Below are 15,705 nucleotides of genomic sequence, written 5' to 3' on the forward strand. Positions count from 1 at the left end.
CTATGCCGTTATTGCCATTTACGGTGATAAGCACCAAGCGTGGTTTGCGTACCTTCAGAGACGTTCGCTAGCGCTGCATCCCAAGCCGCTTCAACACGGTAAGCTTCTGGGTTGGCAAGATAGCGATCAATCGCTGCGCGCCATGTACGAGTGACTTGTTCTACGTAAGCAGGGCTACGTTGGCGACCTTCAATTTTCACCGAAGCAACATTGGCGGCAAATAATTCAGGCAGCATAGAAAGGGTGTTTAAGCTGGTTGGCTCTTCTAACGCATGGTAAATCTTCGATTCACCTTCAATATCAGCCGTAAAGCGGCCTTTGCATAAGGTTGGGTAACCTGCATTTTCACCGGCGCTGTAACGGTCGATCAAAATGTTATTGAGGCGAGATTCTAAGCCTTGCTCAGTTTCTTGCCAGCGCACGTACTTAGCTGGCGAGCAGGCGCCTACGGTATTTGGTGATTCACCTGTCATGTAAGATGACAGGTAACAACGACCTTCAGACATGATGCACAAGCTGCCAAAAGCAAACACTTCCAGCTCTACATCGCTGGTGATGTTGCGTGACAGTTGTTTTACTTGATGGATCGACAATACTCGTGGCAGTACCACACGTTTCACGTTGAAGTTGTTCTTATAGAAATCGATCGCAGCAATGTTAGTTGCCGATGCTTGCACTGAAAGGTGCAATTCCAAATCTGGGTATTTACGTGCTGCGTATTCCAGTACCGCAATATCAGCGACGATAAGGGCATCGACACCCACATCAGCGGCGCGATCAACGGCATTAGTCCAGCGCTCAAAGCCATCAGGGTGAGCGAAGGTATTTAACGCGACATGAATTTTTTTGTTGTGATCGTGCACATATTGCACCGCTTTATCGAGCTTTTTGCCGTTAAAGTTTAGCCCTGCGAAATGGCGGGCATTGGTGTCATCTTTAAAGCCGATGTAAACCGCGTCGGCACCACAGTCGATGGCGGTTTTTAGGGCAGGTAGATTACCTGCAGGGCATAGGAGTTCCATTGCTCAGCTAAACCTATTACTTTCAATATTGCCAGCATTTTATGAAGAATTATGAACGGCAATTTTGATGTAAGGCAGGTTTGAGTGAGTTAACCGACAATTACCTCTTTTGGATAATCATTTTGGTTGTTTATCTCGGTGAATTAGCTTTTGTGACGGCGGTTTTGCATAAATAATTCTTCCACATCTTGCTTTGGCTGTGGACGATAGAAATGGAAGCCTTGAATCGAGTTACAGTTGAGGTTTGACAGTAAGGTGGCTTGTTGCTGGGTTTCAACCCCTTCAGCAACCACAGTCAAATTGAGTGATTTGCCTAAATTGATGATATTTTCGATTACCGTAACCTGTTTCGGTAAGGTATCAATCTCAGTGATGAACGCACGGTCGATTTTTAGCTCATCAAGTGGGAAGCGAGCGAGGTAGGCGAGTGAAGAATAGCCAGTACCAAAGTCATCAATTGATAGGGCAAAGCCGAGTTTTTTGATCGCATTGAGCATTTGCAAAGTGTGTTCACTGTCACTCATCACCGCGCTTTCGGTCAACTCAAACGTAATACAGCTTGGATCAAGCTCGGTGGAACGCAATAATTTTTCCATGTAATCGATCAGTTTCGGGTTACCAAACTGCTCTGGAGAAAGATTGATTGCAACGCGTCCGGGCAATATGCCCTGCATCTTCCAGCGTTTGACTGTGGCAAAAACTTCACGCATCACCACTCGGCCCAAATGTTCAATGAGGCCAGCTCGTTCGGCAACAGGAATAAAGGCACCGGGGCTAATGTAACCTTCCACCGGGTGTTTCCAGCGCACCAAGGCTTCAGCACCGTTGATGCTAAAATCACGCGCGTTAACTTTGGGTTGGTACCACACTTCAAGGCCGTTTTGTTGCAGCGCTTTTTGCAGTTCGATTTCCAGCCATAAACGCATGCGTGCTTCTTTGTTCATCTGATCGTTAAATTTGATCAGGCGATTGCGACCGCGTTCCTTAGCTTCGTACATTGCGGTGTCAGCATTTTGCAGCAAAATGCGTGCATCGTTGCCATCTCCTGGATAGACCACACTGCCAATGGAGCAAGCAAGGCGTTTGCTAAAGTGCTGTAAATCAAATGGCTGGTTGATAAGAGAGATGATTCGATCAGAAAGAGATTCAACCGCGCGATTGTTGTCTGGATTCGGCAAGATTAGACCAAACTCATCGCCGCCTAGATGACCAAGTACCGCTTGCTGAGGCAGTAAACGTTTTAGTCTGCAGGAGACTTCTTTGATTACTTTGTCGCCAATGTGGTGGCCTAAAGAGTCATTGATGTTTTTAAAGTTATCGATGTCGAGGTAGAGCATGATCAACGGTGTTTCGTTTTTGATCAGTTGCTCAAGGCGTTTGGTAAATCCGAAGCGATTATATAACCCAGTCAAAGAATCAAGATGCGCGTCGCAGTGGATGCTAGCATCACTGATTTTTTTTGGTGCTTGCTCAGCATCTTGAATTAATACCAGCTGGGATTCTTCGCCCATGATCATGGCATGAGCTGCTTGCAGCTGAACTTTACGCTCCAAACCGCAACGAGGGCCCGTTAGACAGATGATTGGCGAGTCATGCAGCAGCATTCCTAGCCTATTGTTGAAAACACTCTTGCTGTTCTCATCAATAAACAGTCGTGACAGGTCTTCACCTAATAAATCACTGCTCGACTCAAAACCAAGTAAACGCACGGCGGCAGGGTTGGCTGAGAGGATGCAGTCATTTTCAACCAATAGTAACCCTTCAGGTAACAGCTGGCTCAGTGCCGCGAACTTATTTTCTGACTCTTCGAGAGAGTGAATTAAGATGCTTTTTTCTGAGGTATCAATGGCATGAAGAACGACATATTGCACTTTGTTGTCGAACATAATAGGAGAAATGGCGCACAACAGGCTGGTTTCGAGATCAACGTCGTTGAGTGTGATTTCAGTTTCACTTGATTCGCCCAGTAAAGCACTTTGGTAGTACGGTTTGAGTTGCTGATAAAACTGCTCACCCAAAATTTCACGATCACTTCGCCCGACAAGCTCTTCTTGTGATAGACCCGAAATTTCGCAATAGCGTTCGTTAACCATCACATAGTTATGTTGATCGTCTAAGATGGCCGAGAAAAAGGGACTCTTAGCCGTAATTTGTGTAAACCAATGCTGAAACTGTTGCGATGGCATTCGGGGGGTACCAAGTCTCCAAAGAGAGTGAATAAGTGCTCATATGGGGGTGAGCTGAATGCGCTACTATAACTACCTTATCCAAGAGATTAAAGAGTTGTAACCATTCCGTCATTTTTTGATACACAACAGGTAACGAAAGCAATCTATCTATTATCATCCGTGTATCTATCTACAAAGTAACGGATAACCCGCGTGATTAACAAGATTCGCACTCAATTAGTTCAAAATGCAGCATCAATTTTGCGATCTCCAGTCCACTTATTACCTCAATCTGTTCAAAAAAAAGCCTTGTTAGATGGCTTGAAAATGGTATTCAAAGAAGCATTGGAAGATGGTGATTTTGAATTCCTTGAAGGCAAGTGGTTGAAAGTAGAAGTTAAAGATATGCGCCTACATTGGTATATCAGCTATGAAGACGAAAAGTTAATTGTTGCTGAAAACCCGCTGCAGGAAGATGTTTCGTTCTCCGGCAATCTTAATGACCTTATTTTGATTGCGGGTCGTAAAGAAGATCCAGATACATTGTTCTTCCAGCGTCGTTTATCGATTGAAGGCGATACCGAGTTAGGTTTAGAAGTGAAAAACTTGATGGACAGTGTCGATCTTGAGCTTTTGCCAAAACCGTTACAGATTTTACTTAATCAGTTAGCTGATTTTGTGCATAAAGGCGTACAATCGCCAGCAGTACAAAATGAGGTAGCGAATGCTTATACGAACTGAAGCGCCAGCGGATATTCTGGCCATTGACCGCCTGCTTAAAACCACCTTTGAGACAGAAGCGGAAGCAAACTTAGTCATGACACTAAGAGAAAACAGTAAGCTGACGCTTTCACTTGTTGCGTGTAATGACGAAGGAGAAGTCGTCGGACACGCCATGTTTACTCCGGTTACATTACAAGGTGAAGATTTTAACTGGCAAGGATTAGCGCCAGTGGCTGTGCGCGAAGATTATCGCAAGCAAGGTATCGCGGCGACCATGATTCGTGAAGGTATTGAGTCATTATATGAGTTTGGTTATCCAGCTTGTGTGGTACTTGGCGATCCAAACTACTATCAACGCTTTGGTTTTGAAGCCGCTGAAAAACATCAAATGCATTGTCAGTGGGATGTGCCAGAAGGCGTATTTCAAGTTCTTGCGATTGCCGATGGTGAATTCGCCGATCGCAGTGGTTTGATTGAATATAGCGAAGAGTTTGCCCAATTTTAACTGGGACTCGGATGCGAAAAAAAGGGGCGGTCGCCCCTTTTTTGTTGCCCGTTGATCTGTGTTAATATGACGCCACGAAATTTTGAGAACTCTATTCATGCAAACTGATCATGTTGCTTACCTAACACAGATGGGCGTAGATTGTTATCAGCTTAACCATCCTGAGCGTCTGGCGGGATATCAAGCCCCAGCACTGGCGCTACCGGCAGAGTGTAAACTGTTGTTGGTTTCGTCTGTGTGCCCAAGTGGTGAGCTAGCGCTGCTGTTTGAGCGGGTATTAAAAAGCATCAATATTTCTTTAGACCAAGCGCGTCATATCTATCCAGAACAGGCGCTTCAGTTGGCTGGGCAATCCATGGAATGGGTCTGGTTTGCAGGCTGCGAACGTACAGAACAACTTGGTGCGAAAGCACTCACAACGCCATTACTTAGCGATATTGATGGTAATAATCAACAGCGTAAAGCGCTGTGGCAACAGATCTGTTCATACTAGCGAGCCTTATGACACTACAATTTTATCCTCTTGCTTTAGAGCACCTCGATCAAGTGTGGGCTATCGAGCAAACTGCCCATAGTCATCCTTGGGCTGAATCTATGATTCGCGAGTTAAATAGTCGTGGTGCTAGTCATCATGTCTTGCTCGTGAACCAAAAAGTCGTCGGCTACTTTTACGCGCAAAACATCGTCGGTGAAGTCACCTTACTCAACATTGCGGTTGATCCTGCCGAGCAAGGCAAGGGTTATGGGAAGGCATTGACTGAGCACTTCCTAGATGTGTGTGAGCAAGCTAAAGCAGAAAGTGCGTGGCTTGAAGTACGTGAGAGTAATCAGCGTGCATTTGCCCTGTATGAAGCGGTTGGTTTTAATGAACTTGATCGCCGCCGAAATTACTACCCAACCGACAAGGGTAAAGAAGACGCAATTATTATGAGCTACTTATTTCTCTTTTAATTACGCACGATCGCTAGATGTGAACTAGCGTACTACTACCGCGCATCTTGTGGTTGCTTGAGTCTAAAAGCAATATAAGCGAGAATAGCGCGCAAAATTGAATCGAATCGGTTTGTTTAACGTTTAAACAAGCATCCAGACAGAAAAGAAGACCAGTTTCATGTCAAATACACCATTTATTGGCGAAGTTTCTAAACGTAGAACGTTCGCTATTATCTCGCACCCGGATGCGGGTAAAACCACTATTACAGAAAAAGTTCTGTTGTTCGGAAACGCAATCCAAAAAGCGGGTACAGTGAAAGGTCGTGGCTCTAACCAGCATGCGAAATCTGACTGGATGGAGATGGAAAAAGAACGTGGTATCTCGGTAACAACGTCTGTGATGCAGTTCCCGTACAATGATTGCCTTGTTAACCTACTTGATACCCCAGGACACGAAGACTTCTCGGAAGATACTTATCGTACACTGACGGCGGTTGACTCGTGCCTAATGGTTATCGATGCGGCGAAAGGTGTCGAAGATCGTACTCGTAAACTGATGGAAGTTACCCGTCTGCGTGATACGCCAATCGTGACTTTCATGAACAAACTTGACCGTGATGTTCGTGAACCAATGGAAGTGTTGGACGAAGTTGAAAACGAATTGGGCATGATGTGTGCGCCTATTACTTGGCCTATCGGCTGCGGTAAAGAGTTTAAAGGTGTTTACCACATCCACCGTGATGAAACGATTCTATACGAATCAGGTCATGGTCATGAAATCCAAGAAGTGCGTATCATCAAAGGTTTGGATAACCCTGAGCTTGATGAGCAAGTTGGCGCTGATCTGGCGGCAAGCGTGCGTGAAGAGCTTGAACTTGTAATGGGTGCATGCCCTGAGTTTGACTTAGAATCTTTCCTTGTTGGTGAGCTAACGCCAGTTTACTTTGGTACCGCACTGGGTAACTTTGGTGTTGACCACATGCTAGATGGCTTAACTGAGTGGGCGCCAATGCCAAAAACTCGTCAAGCCGTTGAGCGTGATGTTGAAGCGACAGAAGAAAAATTCTCTGGTTTCGTATTCAAAATTCAAGCGAACATGGACCCAAAACACCGCGACCGTATTGCTTTCATGCGTATCGTATCGGGTACTTACACCCAAGGCATGAAAATGAACCATGTACGTCTAGGTAAACAAATCAGTATTTCTGATGCGGTTACCTTTATGGCGGGCGACCGTTCACGTGCAGAAAATGCGTTTGCTGGCGATATCATTGGTCTACACAACCACGGTACGATTCAAATTGGTGATACTTTCACACAAGGTGAAGCATTGAAGTTCTCAGGTATCCCTAACTTCGCACCAGAATTGTTCCGTCGTATTCGCCTACGCGATCCACTGAAGCAAAAGCAGCTACTGAAAGGTCTTGTTCAGCTTTCAGAAGAGGGCGCAGTACAGGTATTCCGTCCAGTGCAAAACAACGATCTTATCGTTGGCGCGGTCGGTGTGCTGCAGTTTGACGTGGTTGTGGCTCGTCTGAAGTCAGAATACAACGTAGAAGCGATTTACGAAGGCGTAAACGTGGCAACTGCTCGTTGGGTTGACTGTACTGATGGTAAGAAGATGGACGACTTCCAACGTAAGAACCAAGCTAACCTAGCACTTGATGGCGGTGATAACCTGACCTACATCGCGCCAACTATGGTGAACTTGAATCTAGCGCAAGAGCGTTTCCCTGATGTGGTGTTCCGCGCCACTCGCGAACACTAATATTCTGCGTATTTGGTGTGAATGGACTTGTCGCCTTGCTCTGACACCAACGACTTTGAATATTGATGAATAAAAAATACCGCCCTTGAGGCGGTATTTTTATATCTAGAGTTGCGAGCGTATTGCTCTGCAATACTTTGAGAGTCGCTTGACGCAAGATAGATAAATTTCATACTGAACTCGCTTCTCGCTTCTCGCTTCTCGCTTCTCGCTTCTCGCTTCTCGCTTCTCGCTTCTCGCTTCTCGCTTCTCGTTTCTCCAAACAAAAAGGCCGATGTTTTCACATCAGCCTCTCTATAGTCTCAAAGCGAAGCGCTCTCAATTCTTAAAGCGCAGCGTCCTTAATTATTTCTTCTTCTTGCCTGTTTTCTTTTTGCTTTTCGCTTTTACAGACGCTTTGTTCTTGTCTTCTTTTTTCTTTTTCTTAAACACAGGTTTTTTGTGTGTTGGACGCATCTCTTTAATGAAGCGCTCTTTGATGTCTTCTTTTACGTAACGAGCAACGCGATCCAGCATTTGTTGGTCGTGAGCTTCTACAATAGAAACAGCATTACCTTTTTTACCAGCGCGAGCGGTACGGCCGATACGGTGTAGGTAAACGTCAGCACTGCGTGGCATGTCGTAGTTGATTACATGGCTTACGTCAGGCAAATCGATACCACGAGAAGCAACGTCAGTTGCCAGTAGAACGTTAACGTCACCATCACGGAAGCGAGCAATCGCATTGTTACGACGATCTTGAGGCATTTCACCTTGGATCCAAGAACAAGGGATTTGTGCACGTTCAAGTTCAGTACGTAATTCAGCTAGACGTTCACGCGTTTTCAAGAAAACAATAGAACGCTCAGCTTGCTCTGTAAGGATTTTTTTCAGTAGCGCTAGTTTGTGTTCAGCGCTGTCTGCACGGTGGTACCACTGAGTGATCTTTTTACGTTCACGACGAGAAGGATCAGCTTCGATTTCCGTTGGGTTTTTCAGTAGATCAGCAGTAAAGCCTTCAACACCACGGCCCTCTAGCGTTGCAGAGAATAGTAGTGTCTGTTTGCGCCAGCGACATTCAGTAGAAAGTTTGTCAACGGTTGGGCCAAAACCCATGTCTAGCATGCGGTCGGCTTCGTCTAGGATTAGCCATTCAATCGCACGGCAATCAAAACGTTCTGCTTTGATGTATTCCATCAAACGGCCCGGTGTTGCCACTACGATATCTTGGGTTGTCGCAAGGATGTCTGCATGTTCTTGATACTGAACACCACCCGTAATAGTAAAGATATTGAGTTTGGTATTTTTCGCCAACGCACGTGCTTGATCGGCAATTTGCATCGCCAGTTCACGTGTTGGGGTCAAAATTAGCATACGAGCAGGACCCGGCTTACGGCGCGGGAAGTCTTGTAGATATTGCAGTGCCGGAATGACAAATGCAGCTGTTTTACCAGTACCAGTTGGTGCTGAAGCAAGAATATCTCGGCCTTCCAAAGCTTGAGGAATTGTTTGAGCCTGCACTTGAGTCGGACGTTCAAAGCCCATTTCTTCAATAGCGGTAAGCAGGTTCGGATCTAAATCAAGATCTGCAAAATTTTTGATCACAGTTGTTTCTCCACAAGCCCTTCGGCGAGATTACAAAAATTAGAAGCGGATAGTTCACGCTACCCAACATGGCTAAGTCAAAAAGTTAAGCCAAAAAATAGCCGAGTAGTATAGTTGGATTGGTGATTAGGATCACACCTTATTTCTACATCTTTAAATAAAAATCTTTGGTTAGAGCGATAAAAGCATCTGTATAGCCTAGCTTATCACGAATTATCAGTTGCTGATCTTTGCATTCTCCTGATCTTAAGCTTAATTCAATCAATAACCTATTCTCAATTTTCGTCGGGGTTGGTTGCACTCTACATAGGCGTGTTAGAGAAAAACCGAGTCTTTGCGCCAACAGGATAAATTGTTCTCCTTCTACGACCGGCAAAACAAAGCTTGCTTTGCCATCTTCTTCAAGCAGTGACAGACATCGTTCGAGTAAATGTTGATGGCTTAAACTGTCGGTATGTCTTGCGGTCGCGCGTGATTGTCGCTTTGCTTGCTCGCCGTTATTAAAGTAGGGCGGATTACAAATGATCACGTCAAATTTGTCTGGATAGCTTACTGCCATAATATCAGCGTGCTCAACGGTGATTCGCTCTGACCATTCACTATTAACGGCATTTAATTGTGCGGTGATGGCGGCGGATTGCTCAATGTCGATCGCGTAGACTTTGGCTTCGAGATTTCGTTGCGCACACATTAATGCGAGTAGCCCAGTGCCAGTACCAATATCTAAAATACGTTCGGCTCTGTTTAGGGTTGCCCAAGCGCCCAATAGCACGCCATCAGTGCTCACGGGCATGCCGCATTCTCCGCCTTCTATGGCAAATTGTTTAAACCTAAATCCTTTGGTTTGTTTGCTTTCGTTGTTCATTAAATGTTCGGCCTAGAGTGTTTTATTGAGTTTAAATCACCATTGTGGATCGTATGTTTAGTGATTTTATCTTTATGTGGTGAACTTTGTTAATAAAAATATTGGGTTTAAATGCTGGTTATAATTTCAAAACTAGTGTTATGAACTGCTTTTTGTTGTTCGAGTTGAATTTATATGGTGTTTTTAGCTTTCGGGTTGCGATTAGCTGAGTATTTGGTCATTATTCTGTTCTAAATTATATAGCCGAGAGAGCATTTTTGCTCATCGAAGCAGACACAACATCAATCAAACAAAAATAAAGGTTCTACTGTGAAGCAGACGTTAAAACTAACAGATATTATTGCGTTAGGCTTTATGCTTTTCGCCTTCTTTTTGGGTGCTGGTAACATCATCTTTCCACCGCTAGCAGGTCAGCTAGCCGGTGATAATGTGATCCCAGCAATGGGCGGTTTCTTATTAACAGCAGTGGGTCTTCCTCTTCTCACCATCGTTGCTATTGCTGTTGCTGGTGGCTCTTGGGCTAAATTGACGCAGGATTTACCGGTAAAAGCGGCTACGGTTATGGCTGTGCTGATTTTTATTATCATTGGTCCTGCATTTGCTGCACCTCGTACAGGCCTGGTGGCATACGAGATGGCAGTGAAGCCGTTTTTTGCTCATGCTGAGCAAATCCACCTAACCATATTTTCTATCTTGTTCTTTGTGGTTGCGATGTCGTTCTCGTGGTCACAAGGTAAGCTGATTGACATCATTGGTAAGGTATTAACGCCAGTACTATTTATTGGCCTTATTATTCTTGCTGGTGCGGTGTTCCTAGATCCACAAGGTGAGATCGTTGCAGCGCAAGGCGAATACTTATCGCATCCATTGCAAAAAGGTTTCCTTGAAGGCTACAACACCATGGATACGTTTGGTTCATTGATGTTTGGTGTATTGATTGTTGATGCTATTCGTAGCAAAGGCATTACGGAACAAAAGCCAACCACACACTACCTGATCCTTGCGGGTTTGATTGCGGCTGTGGGCCTAACCTTCGTTTACGTATCACTATTCTACCTAGGTGCGACAAGTTCTGCGGTGGCAGCGGGTGCTGATAATGGTGGCCTAGTTCTGAGTCTTTATGTTCAAGCGTTGTTTGGTCCTTACGGTCAAATGGTGTTGTCTGTGATTGTATTGCTAGCGTGTTTGACTACGGCAATTGGTCTGATTTCAGCGTGTTCAGATTACTTTAGTTCGCTAACGTCAATCTCGTACAAAAAATGGGTTGTTATCAATGGTGCTGCTTGTGCTTTAGTTGCAAACGTAGGCCTAGCTCAGCTTATCGCACTGTCTGTTCCAGTGTTGTTTGCTCTGTACCCAGTGGCGATTGCGCTAGTGGTGTTGACCTTTATGCGTAAGAAACTGCCTAATACACGCCTTGCGTACCGAGTGGTATTGCTTGTGTCACTACTATTTGCCCTGATTGATGCGGCAAAAATTGTTGGCGTAGATGTTTCTTTCTTCAATATCTTACCGCTATTCGATGTGGGTATGGGTTGGGTATTACCAACACTTGCGGCAATGATTTGCGTGTGCTTTGTAGGTAAAGCAGAGCAACCGGTATTGGTTGAAGAAAACGCTTAATCACTTTCGATTGAACCAGATTAATCCCCCGTAATACTTAGTGTTGCGGGGGATTTTTTTATGCGTCTCTCTAGACGAGTAGAATAAAATTTTCCTGTATCTTCGTCACACTTTTCAGTACAATTCCCCGGTTAAATTCTACTCATAAATATTGAGCCAGTATGTTTGAAATCAATCCAATTAAAAACCGTCTTCAGGATGTGTCTCAGCGCACAAACGTCCTGAGGGGGTATCTTTGACTACGATGCTAAACAAGAGCGTCTAGAAGAAGTAAATGCAGAACTAGAACAGCCAGATGTATGGAATGAGCCTGAGCGCGCACAAGCGTTGGGTAAAGAACGTGCATCATTAGAAGCGGTTGTGGAAACTATTGATCAACTTGAGCAAGGTGTCGAAGACGTTGAAGGCCTTCTAGAGCTTGCTGTTGAAGAAGAAGATCAAGAAACGTTTGACGAAATTGAACCAGAATTAGCTGAACTTGAAGACAAGTTAGCGAAACTTGAGTTCCGTCGAATGTTCTCTGGTGACCACGATGCTTCAGATTGCTACATTGATTTACAGTCAGGCTCTGGTGGTACAGAAGCACAAGACTGGACTTCAATTATGCTGCGCATGTACTTGCGTTGGGCTGAAGCGAAAGGCTTTAAAACGGAAGTAATCGAAGTTTCAGATGGCGACGTTGCTGGCCTTAAAGGCGCGACAGTTAAAATCTCAGGCGAGTATGCTTACGGTTGGTTACGTACCGAAACAGGTGTTCACCGCCTAGTTCGTAAGTCACCATTCGACTCAAGCGGCCGTCGCCATACTTCATTTGCCTCTGCGTTTATCTACCCAGAGATTGATGACAACATTACGATCGATATTAACCCATCAGATCTTCGTATTGACGTATACCGCGCATCTGGTGCGGGTGGTCAGCACGTCAACACCACGGAATCGGCGGTACGTATTACTCACGTCCCAACCAATACTGTGGTTCAGTGTCAGAATGACCGTTCTCAACATAAGAACAAAGATCAAGCAATGAAGCAGCTACGTGCGAAATTGTTTGAGCTTGAGATTCAAAAGCAAAATGCTGAGAAACAAGCCAACGAAGACACTAAATCTGATATCGGTTGGGGTAGCCAGATCCGTTCTTACGTTCTGGATGACTCTCGTATTAAAGATCTACGTACTGGCGTTGAAAACCGCAACACTCAAGCGGTTCTTGATGGCGACCTAGACAGATTTATTGAAGCTAGCCTGAAATCAGGCTTGTAAGCTTTTCACCGACTAACGACAGGATACATCGAAAATGACTGATGTTGTTCAAAACGAATCTGTACAAGAAGCTTCTACACAAGAAGAGAATAAGCTAATTGCTGAACGCCGCGCGAAACTGGATGCTATCCGTAAGAGCTGCAAAGCAAACGGCCACCCAAATTACTTCCGTCGTGACGCAATTGCGGGCGATCTACAAAGCGAGTTCGGTGAAAAGAGCAAGGAAGAGCTAGAAGAGCTTAACCATGTAGTCGCGATCGCTGGTCGTATCATGGCGAAACGTGGTCCATTCCTAGTGATCCAAGAAACGTCTGGTAGCATCCAAGCATACGCTGATAAAGAAGTACAAAAAGTACTGAAAGAGCAATACCACGGTCTTGATATCGGTGACATCATCGGTGTTAAAGGTGCGCTGCACAAGTCTGGTAAAGGCGACCTATACGTAAACATGGAACAGTACGAGTTGCTGACTAAAGCACTTCGTCCACTACCAGAAAAATTCCACGGTTTAACGGACCAAGAGATGCGTTACCGTCAACGTTACGTTGACCTAATCGTGAACGAAGATTCACGTAATGCGTTCAAAGTACGTTCTAAACTGGTTTCTGCTATCCGTCGCTTCATGGAATCAAAGAGCTTCATGGAAGTGGAAACACCTATGATGCAAGTGATCCCTGGTGGTGCATCTGCTCGCCCATTCATCACTCACCATAACGCACTGGATCAACAAATGTTCCTACGTATCGCTCCTGAGCTATACCTAAAGCGTCTAGTGGTTGGTGGTTTTGAGCGTGTATTCGAAATCAACCGTAACTTCCGTAACGAAGGTCTATCTCCACGTCATAACCCAGAATTCACCATGATCGAATTCTACATGGCGTACGCAGATTACAAAGATCTGATGGATCTGACGGAAGAGATGCTGAGCACAGTGGCGCTTGAAATTCTAGGTGCAACGGCAATGCCTTACGGTGACCAAATGGTTGAGTTCGGTGGTCAATACGCGCGTATGACTATGCTAGATGCGATCAAGCACTACAACCCAGATCATGCTGACATCCAAGCTCTAACAGAGGAAGGTGTTCAGGATCGTGACGCGATGGTTGCTATTGCGAAATCTCTAGATATCTACGTTGAGAAATTCTGGACTTGTGGTCAGCTACTAGAAGAGATCTTTGGCGAGACTGCTGAACCTCAACTGATCCAGCCGACGTTCATCACTGGCTACCCAGCGGATATCTCACCACTAGCTCGTCGTAGCGACGACAACGCATTCTTTACTGACCGCTTTGAGTTCTTCATCGGCGGCCGTGAAGTTGCGAACGGCTTCTCTGAGCTTAACGATGCTGAAGACCAAGATGCGCGCTTTAAATCTCAAGTAGATGCAAAAGACGCAGGTGATGACGAAGCAATGTTCTACGATGCAGACTACATTACAGCACTAGAGCACGGCCTACCGCCAACAGCAGGTCAAGGTATTGGTATCGACCGCCTAGCGATGTTATTCACTAACACGCATACTATCCGCGATGTGATCCTATTCCCAGCGATGCGCCCTCAAGCGCAGTAAGCTTTGAAATGACTAGCAAAACCACCTTCGGGTGGTTTTTTTTTGGTCTGTTATTTGACATAACTAGTTACAACTCATCAGGAAGCGCCTGTTGTGTGGTTGTGATACCCCAAAATCAGCCGTCAATTGAAATTACGCTGTGTTATGTGAATTTTGAATGTAAATCGCACATCTATTTACCTGAGTCATGAAAATTGTTCTAGTCTTATTCTTGAGACAGATTATTAGCTCAGGCTCTTATAGTGTACACACCTGTTGATGTGTTTTTTTTGGCACAAATAATTATAAAATTGAATTAATAAGGAAGAAGCTTAATGGGTAGTCAATTCCGAATGGATTCTGTCCCTGGTTCATTAATTGTAGTCGGTGGTAGCTACGAACCTTGGCTCTCAGTTTTGGAGCAAGTTGGATGGCGCTGCACTCAGTGTGCAGATTTACGTAAAGCCAATACTCTTTTCTCAGAAACGGGTCCCTGTATTGGTGTCGTCGATCTCAGTCATGACGAGTTCAGTCTCAATGGCATTGCCAATTTAGTCAGTAATCATAAGCAGGTTCGATGGATCGCCTTTATCCGTGAATCTCAGCTCAGCTCAGATACGATTTGCCAGTTTATTGTGAACTTTTGTATCGACTTTTTTACCGCGCCAATTCCAGATGCTCAGCTACTGAGTACGATTGGACACCAACTTGGGATGCTCAAGTTGGAGAAAAAAGTGTGGCCTCATTATGGTAATAATAATGATATGGGATTGATTGGTGAATCGATCCCAATGAAGCGCCTACGCGATCAAATTAAGCGTATTGGCCCAACCGATGTGAGTATTTTGATTTACGGTGAAAGCGGTACGGGCAAAGAAACCGTAGCCCGCGCGGTACACCAAACCTCATCGCGTGCGCAGAAAGAATTTTTATCGGTCAATTGTCGGGCGATGTCCGAACGTCGGATTGAGAGTGATCTGTTCGGCATTCAGCGTGATGATATAAATGAATCATCGCTGTTAGAGAGAGCGGACGGCGGCACGATTCTACTCAACGATATTTTAACCTTGCCGAAATCACAGCAACTAAACTTGCTGCGTTTTTTGCAAGAAGGCACCGTAGAAACCATTAATGGTCGCAAAGAAGTGGATGTTCGTATTTTAGCGGCTAACTCGGCTGACATTGAGAAAGCGCTGATTGATGGAGACTTTAACGAAGAGCTTTACCATTACATCAATGTGCTGCGGATTAACGTACCAAGCATTAAAGAGCGCGCTGGTGATATTGCGATTTTAGCCCGTCATTTCTTGATGGAGTATTCTCGAGAATATAACGCTCAGGCTCGCAGTTTTACCGAAGAGGCGACTCGCTCACTGACTCGCTATCATTGGCCAGGCAATGTGCGTGAATTGATGAATCAGATTAAACGTGTGGTTCTGATGTCCGATACTGTGATGCTCGACGAGCAACATCTTGATCTGCCTAAACGCAGCGACGGTAAGCGTAGTTTGAAAAATATTCGTGAGCGTAGTGAAAGAGATGCACTATTGCTGGTACTTGAATCGCACTCCGGTCAGGTTTCAATGGCGGCCAAGGAGCTCGGCGTGTCACGTGCCACCATGTACCGATTGTTAAATAAGCATAATCTTATTTCAGAAAGTACCATCTAAGTTTCACTGTAGACATAAAAAAGCCTGCTCAATGA

13 protein-coding genes are annotated in these 15,705 nt (G+C 45.0%); 9 read left to right on the top strand and 4 right to left on the bottom strand.

Annotated features, from left to right (window positions below; genetic code table 11):
• Positions 1 to 8: 8 nt before the first annotated feature.
• Together ubiU and RH85_RS21950 are read right to left on the bottom strand one after the other, a co-directional pair.
• On the bottom strand, positions 9 to 1,022 hold the full coding sequence (gene ubiU / locus RH85_RS21945) for a ubiquinone anaerobic biosynthesis protein UbiU (protein ID WP_006714918.1): 1,014 nt from the start codon (positions 1,020 to 1,022) through the stop codon (positions 9 to 11).
• Positions 1,023 to 1,165: 143 nt separating this feature from the next.
• Complete coding sequence (locus RH85_RS21950) at positions 1,166 to 3,208, bottom strand: sensor domain-containing protein (protein WP_006714919.1); 2,043 nt, start codon at positions 3,206 to 3,208, stop codon at positions 1,166 to 1,168.
• Positions 3,209 to 3,403: 195 nt separating this feature from the next.
• Between RH85_RS21950 and ubiT the strand changes: the two genes are divergently transcribed.
• The 5 genes from ubiT to prfC all read left to right on the top strand — a co-directional run bounded on the left by ubiT (position 3,404) and on the right by prfC (position 7,119).
• Positions 3,404 to 3,931 (top strand): ubiquinone anaerobic biosynthesis accessory factor UbiT, encoded by a 528-nt coding sequence (gene ubiT, locus RH85_RS21955; RefSeq protein ID WP_006714920.1) that lies wholly within the window; start codon positions 3,404 to 3,406, stop codon positions 3,929 to 3,931.
• Positions 3,915 to 4,418: a GNAT family N-acetyltransferase gene (locus RH85_RS21960; RefSeq protein ID WP_006714921.1), complete on the top strand. Its 504-nt coding sequence runs from the start codon at positions 3,915 to 3,917 to the stop codon at positions 4,416 to 4,418. Before ubiT ends, RH85_RS21960 begins: the two co-directional genes overlap by 17 nt.
• A gap of 97 nt (positions 4,419 to 4,515) precedes the next feature.
• A complete protein-coding gene (locus RH85_RS21965) occupies positions 4,516 to 4,911 on the top strand; it encodes a DNA polymerase III subunit psi (RefSeq protein WP_006714922.1) in 396 nt (131 codons plus the stop codon).
• A gap of 8 nt (positions 4,912 to 4,919) precedes the next feature.
• The gene (gene rimI, locus RH85_RS21970) at positions 4,920 to 5,369 is read left to right on the top strand and encodes a ribosomal protein S18-alanine N-acetyltransferase (RefSeq protein ID WP_006714923.1); all 450 of its coding nucleotides are present in this window, start codon (positions 4,920 to 4,922) and stop codon (positions 5,367 to 5,369) included.
• A 160-nt stretch (positions 5,370 to 5,529) separates the two neighbouring features.
• Complete coding sequence (gene prfC, locus RH85_RS21975) at positions 5,530 to 7,119, top strand: peptide chain release factor 3 (protein ID WP_006714924.1); 1,590 nt, start codon at positions 5,530 to 5,532, stop codon at positions 7,117 to 7,119.
• 345 nt (positions 7,120 to 7,464) lie between these two features.
• Here the strand turns inward: prfC and srmB are convergent, their stop codons facing one another.
• Positions 7,465 to 8,703 carry an ATP-dependent RNA helicase SrmB gene (gene srmB / locus RH85_RS21980; protein ID WP_006714926.1) on the bottom strand — a complete coding sequence of 413 codons (1,239 nt, stop codon included), beginning with the start codon at positions 8,701 to 8,703 and terminating at the stop codon, positions 7,465 to 7,467.
• Positions 8,704 to 8,848: 145 nt separating this feature from the next.
• Complete coding sequence (locus RH85_RS21985; RefSeq protein WP_039949567.1) at positions 8,849 to 9,568, bottom strand: tRNA1(Val) (adenine(37)-N6)-methyltransferase; 720 nt, start codon at positions 9,566 to 9,568, stop codon at positions 8,849 to 8,851.
• A gap of 309 nt (positions 9,569 to 9,877) precedes the next feature.
• Between RH85_RS21985 and brnQ the strand changes: the two genes are divergently transcribed.
• The 4 genes from brnQ to vpsR all read left to right on the top strand — a co-directional run bounded on the left by brnQ (position 9,878) and on the right by vpsR (position 15,670).
• Positions 9,878 to 11,191, top strand: a complete 1,314-nt coding sequence (gene brnQ / locus RH85_RS21990; protein ID WP_006714928.1) for a branched-chain amino acid transport system II carrier protein — start codon at positions 9,878 to 9,880, stop codon at positions 11,189 to 11,191.
• A 161-nt stretch (positions 11,192 to 11,352) separates the two neighbouring features.
• A protein-coding gene (gene prfB, locus RH85_RS21995; protein WP_138956516.1) for a peptide chain release factor 2 occupies positions 11,353 to 12,451 on the top strand; the annotation gives its coding sequence in 2 pieces (ribosomal slippage) (positions 11,353 to 11,427 and positions 11,429 to 12,451; 1,098 coding nt in all).
• A gap of 34 nt (positions 12,452 to 12,485) precedes the next feature.
• Positions 12,486 to 14,021, top strand: coding sequence for a lysine--tRNA ligase (gene lysS / locus RH85_RS22000; RefSeq protein WP_006714930.1), 1,536 nt, complete (start codon positions 12,486 to 12,488; stop codon positions 14,019 to 14,021).
• A gap of 314 nt (positions 14,022 to 14,335) precedes the next feature.
• Entirely contained in the window at positions 14,336 to 15,670 is a 1,335-nt protein-coding gene (vpsR, locus tag RH85_RS22005) for a cyclic-di-GMP-binding transcriptional regulator VpsR (RefSeq protein ID WP_006714931.1), read from the top strand.
• Positions 15,671 to 15,705 lie beyond the last annotated feature (35 nt).

Source organism: Vibrio ichthyoenteri ATCC 700023, from assembly GCF_000222605.1.
GTDB classification, from domain to species: domain Bacteria; phylum Pseudomonadota; class Gammaproteobacteria; order Enterobacterales; family Vibrionaceae; genus Vibrio; species Vibrio ichthyoenteri.

Bases quoted from the DNA above. Each gene is read 5' to 3' on its own strand.
- RH85_RS21985 (WP_039949567.1), bottom strand. From the start codon at position 9,568: ATGAACAACGAAAGCAAACAAACCAAAGGATTTAGGTTTAAACAATTT.
- ubiU (WP_006714918.1), bottom strand. From the start codon at position 1,022: ATGGAACTCCTATGCCCTGCAGGTAATCTACCTGCCCTAAAAACCGCC.
- RH85_RS21965 (WP_006714922.1), top strand. From the start codon at position 4,516: ATGCAAACTGATCATGTTGCTTACCTAACACAGATGGGCGTAGATTGT.
- rimI (WP_006714923.1), top strand. From the start codon at position 4,920: ATGACACTACAATTTTATCCTCTTGCTTTAGAGCACCTCGATCAAGTG.
- RH85_RS21960 (WP_006714921.1), top strand. From the start codon at position 3,915: ATGCTTATACGAACTGAAGCGCCAGCGGATATTCTGGCCATTGACCGC.
- prfC (WP_006714924.1), top strand. From the start codon at position 5,530: ATGTCAAATACACCATTTATTGGCGAAGTTTCTAAACGTAGAACGTTC.
- vpsR (WP_006714931.1), top strand. From the start codon at position 14,336: ATGGGTAGTCAATTCCGAATGGATTCTGTCCCTGGTTCATTAATTGTA.
- lysS (WP_006714930.1), top strand. From the start codon at position 12,486: ATGACTGATGTTGTTCAAAACGAATCTGTACAAGAAGCTTCTACACAA.
- RH85_RS21950 (WP_006714919.1), bottom strand. From the start codon at position 3,208: ATGCCATCGCAACAGTTTCAGCATTGGTTTACACAAATTACGGCTAAG.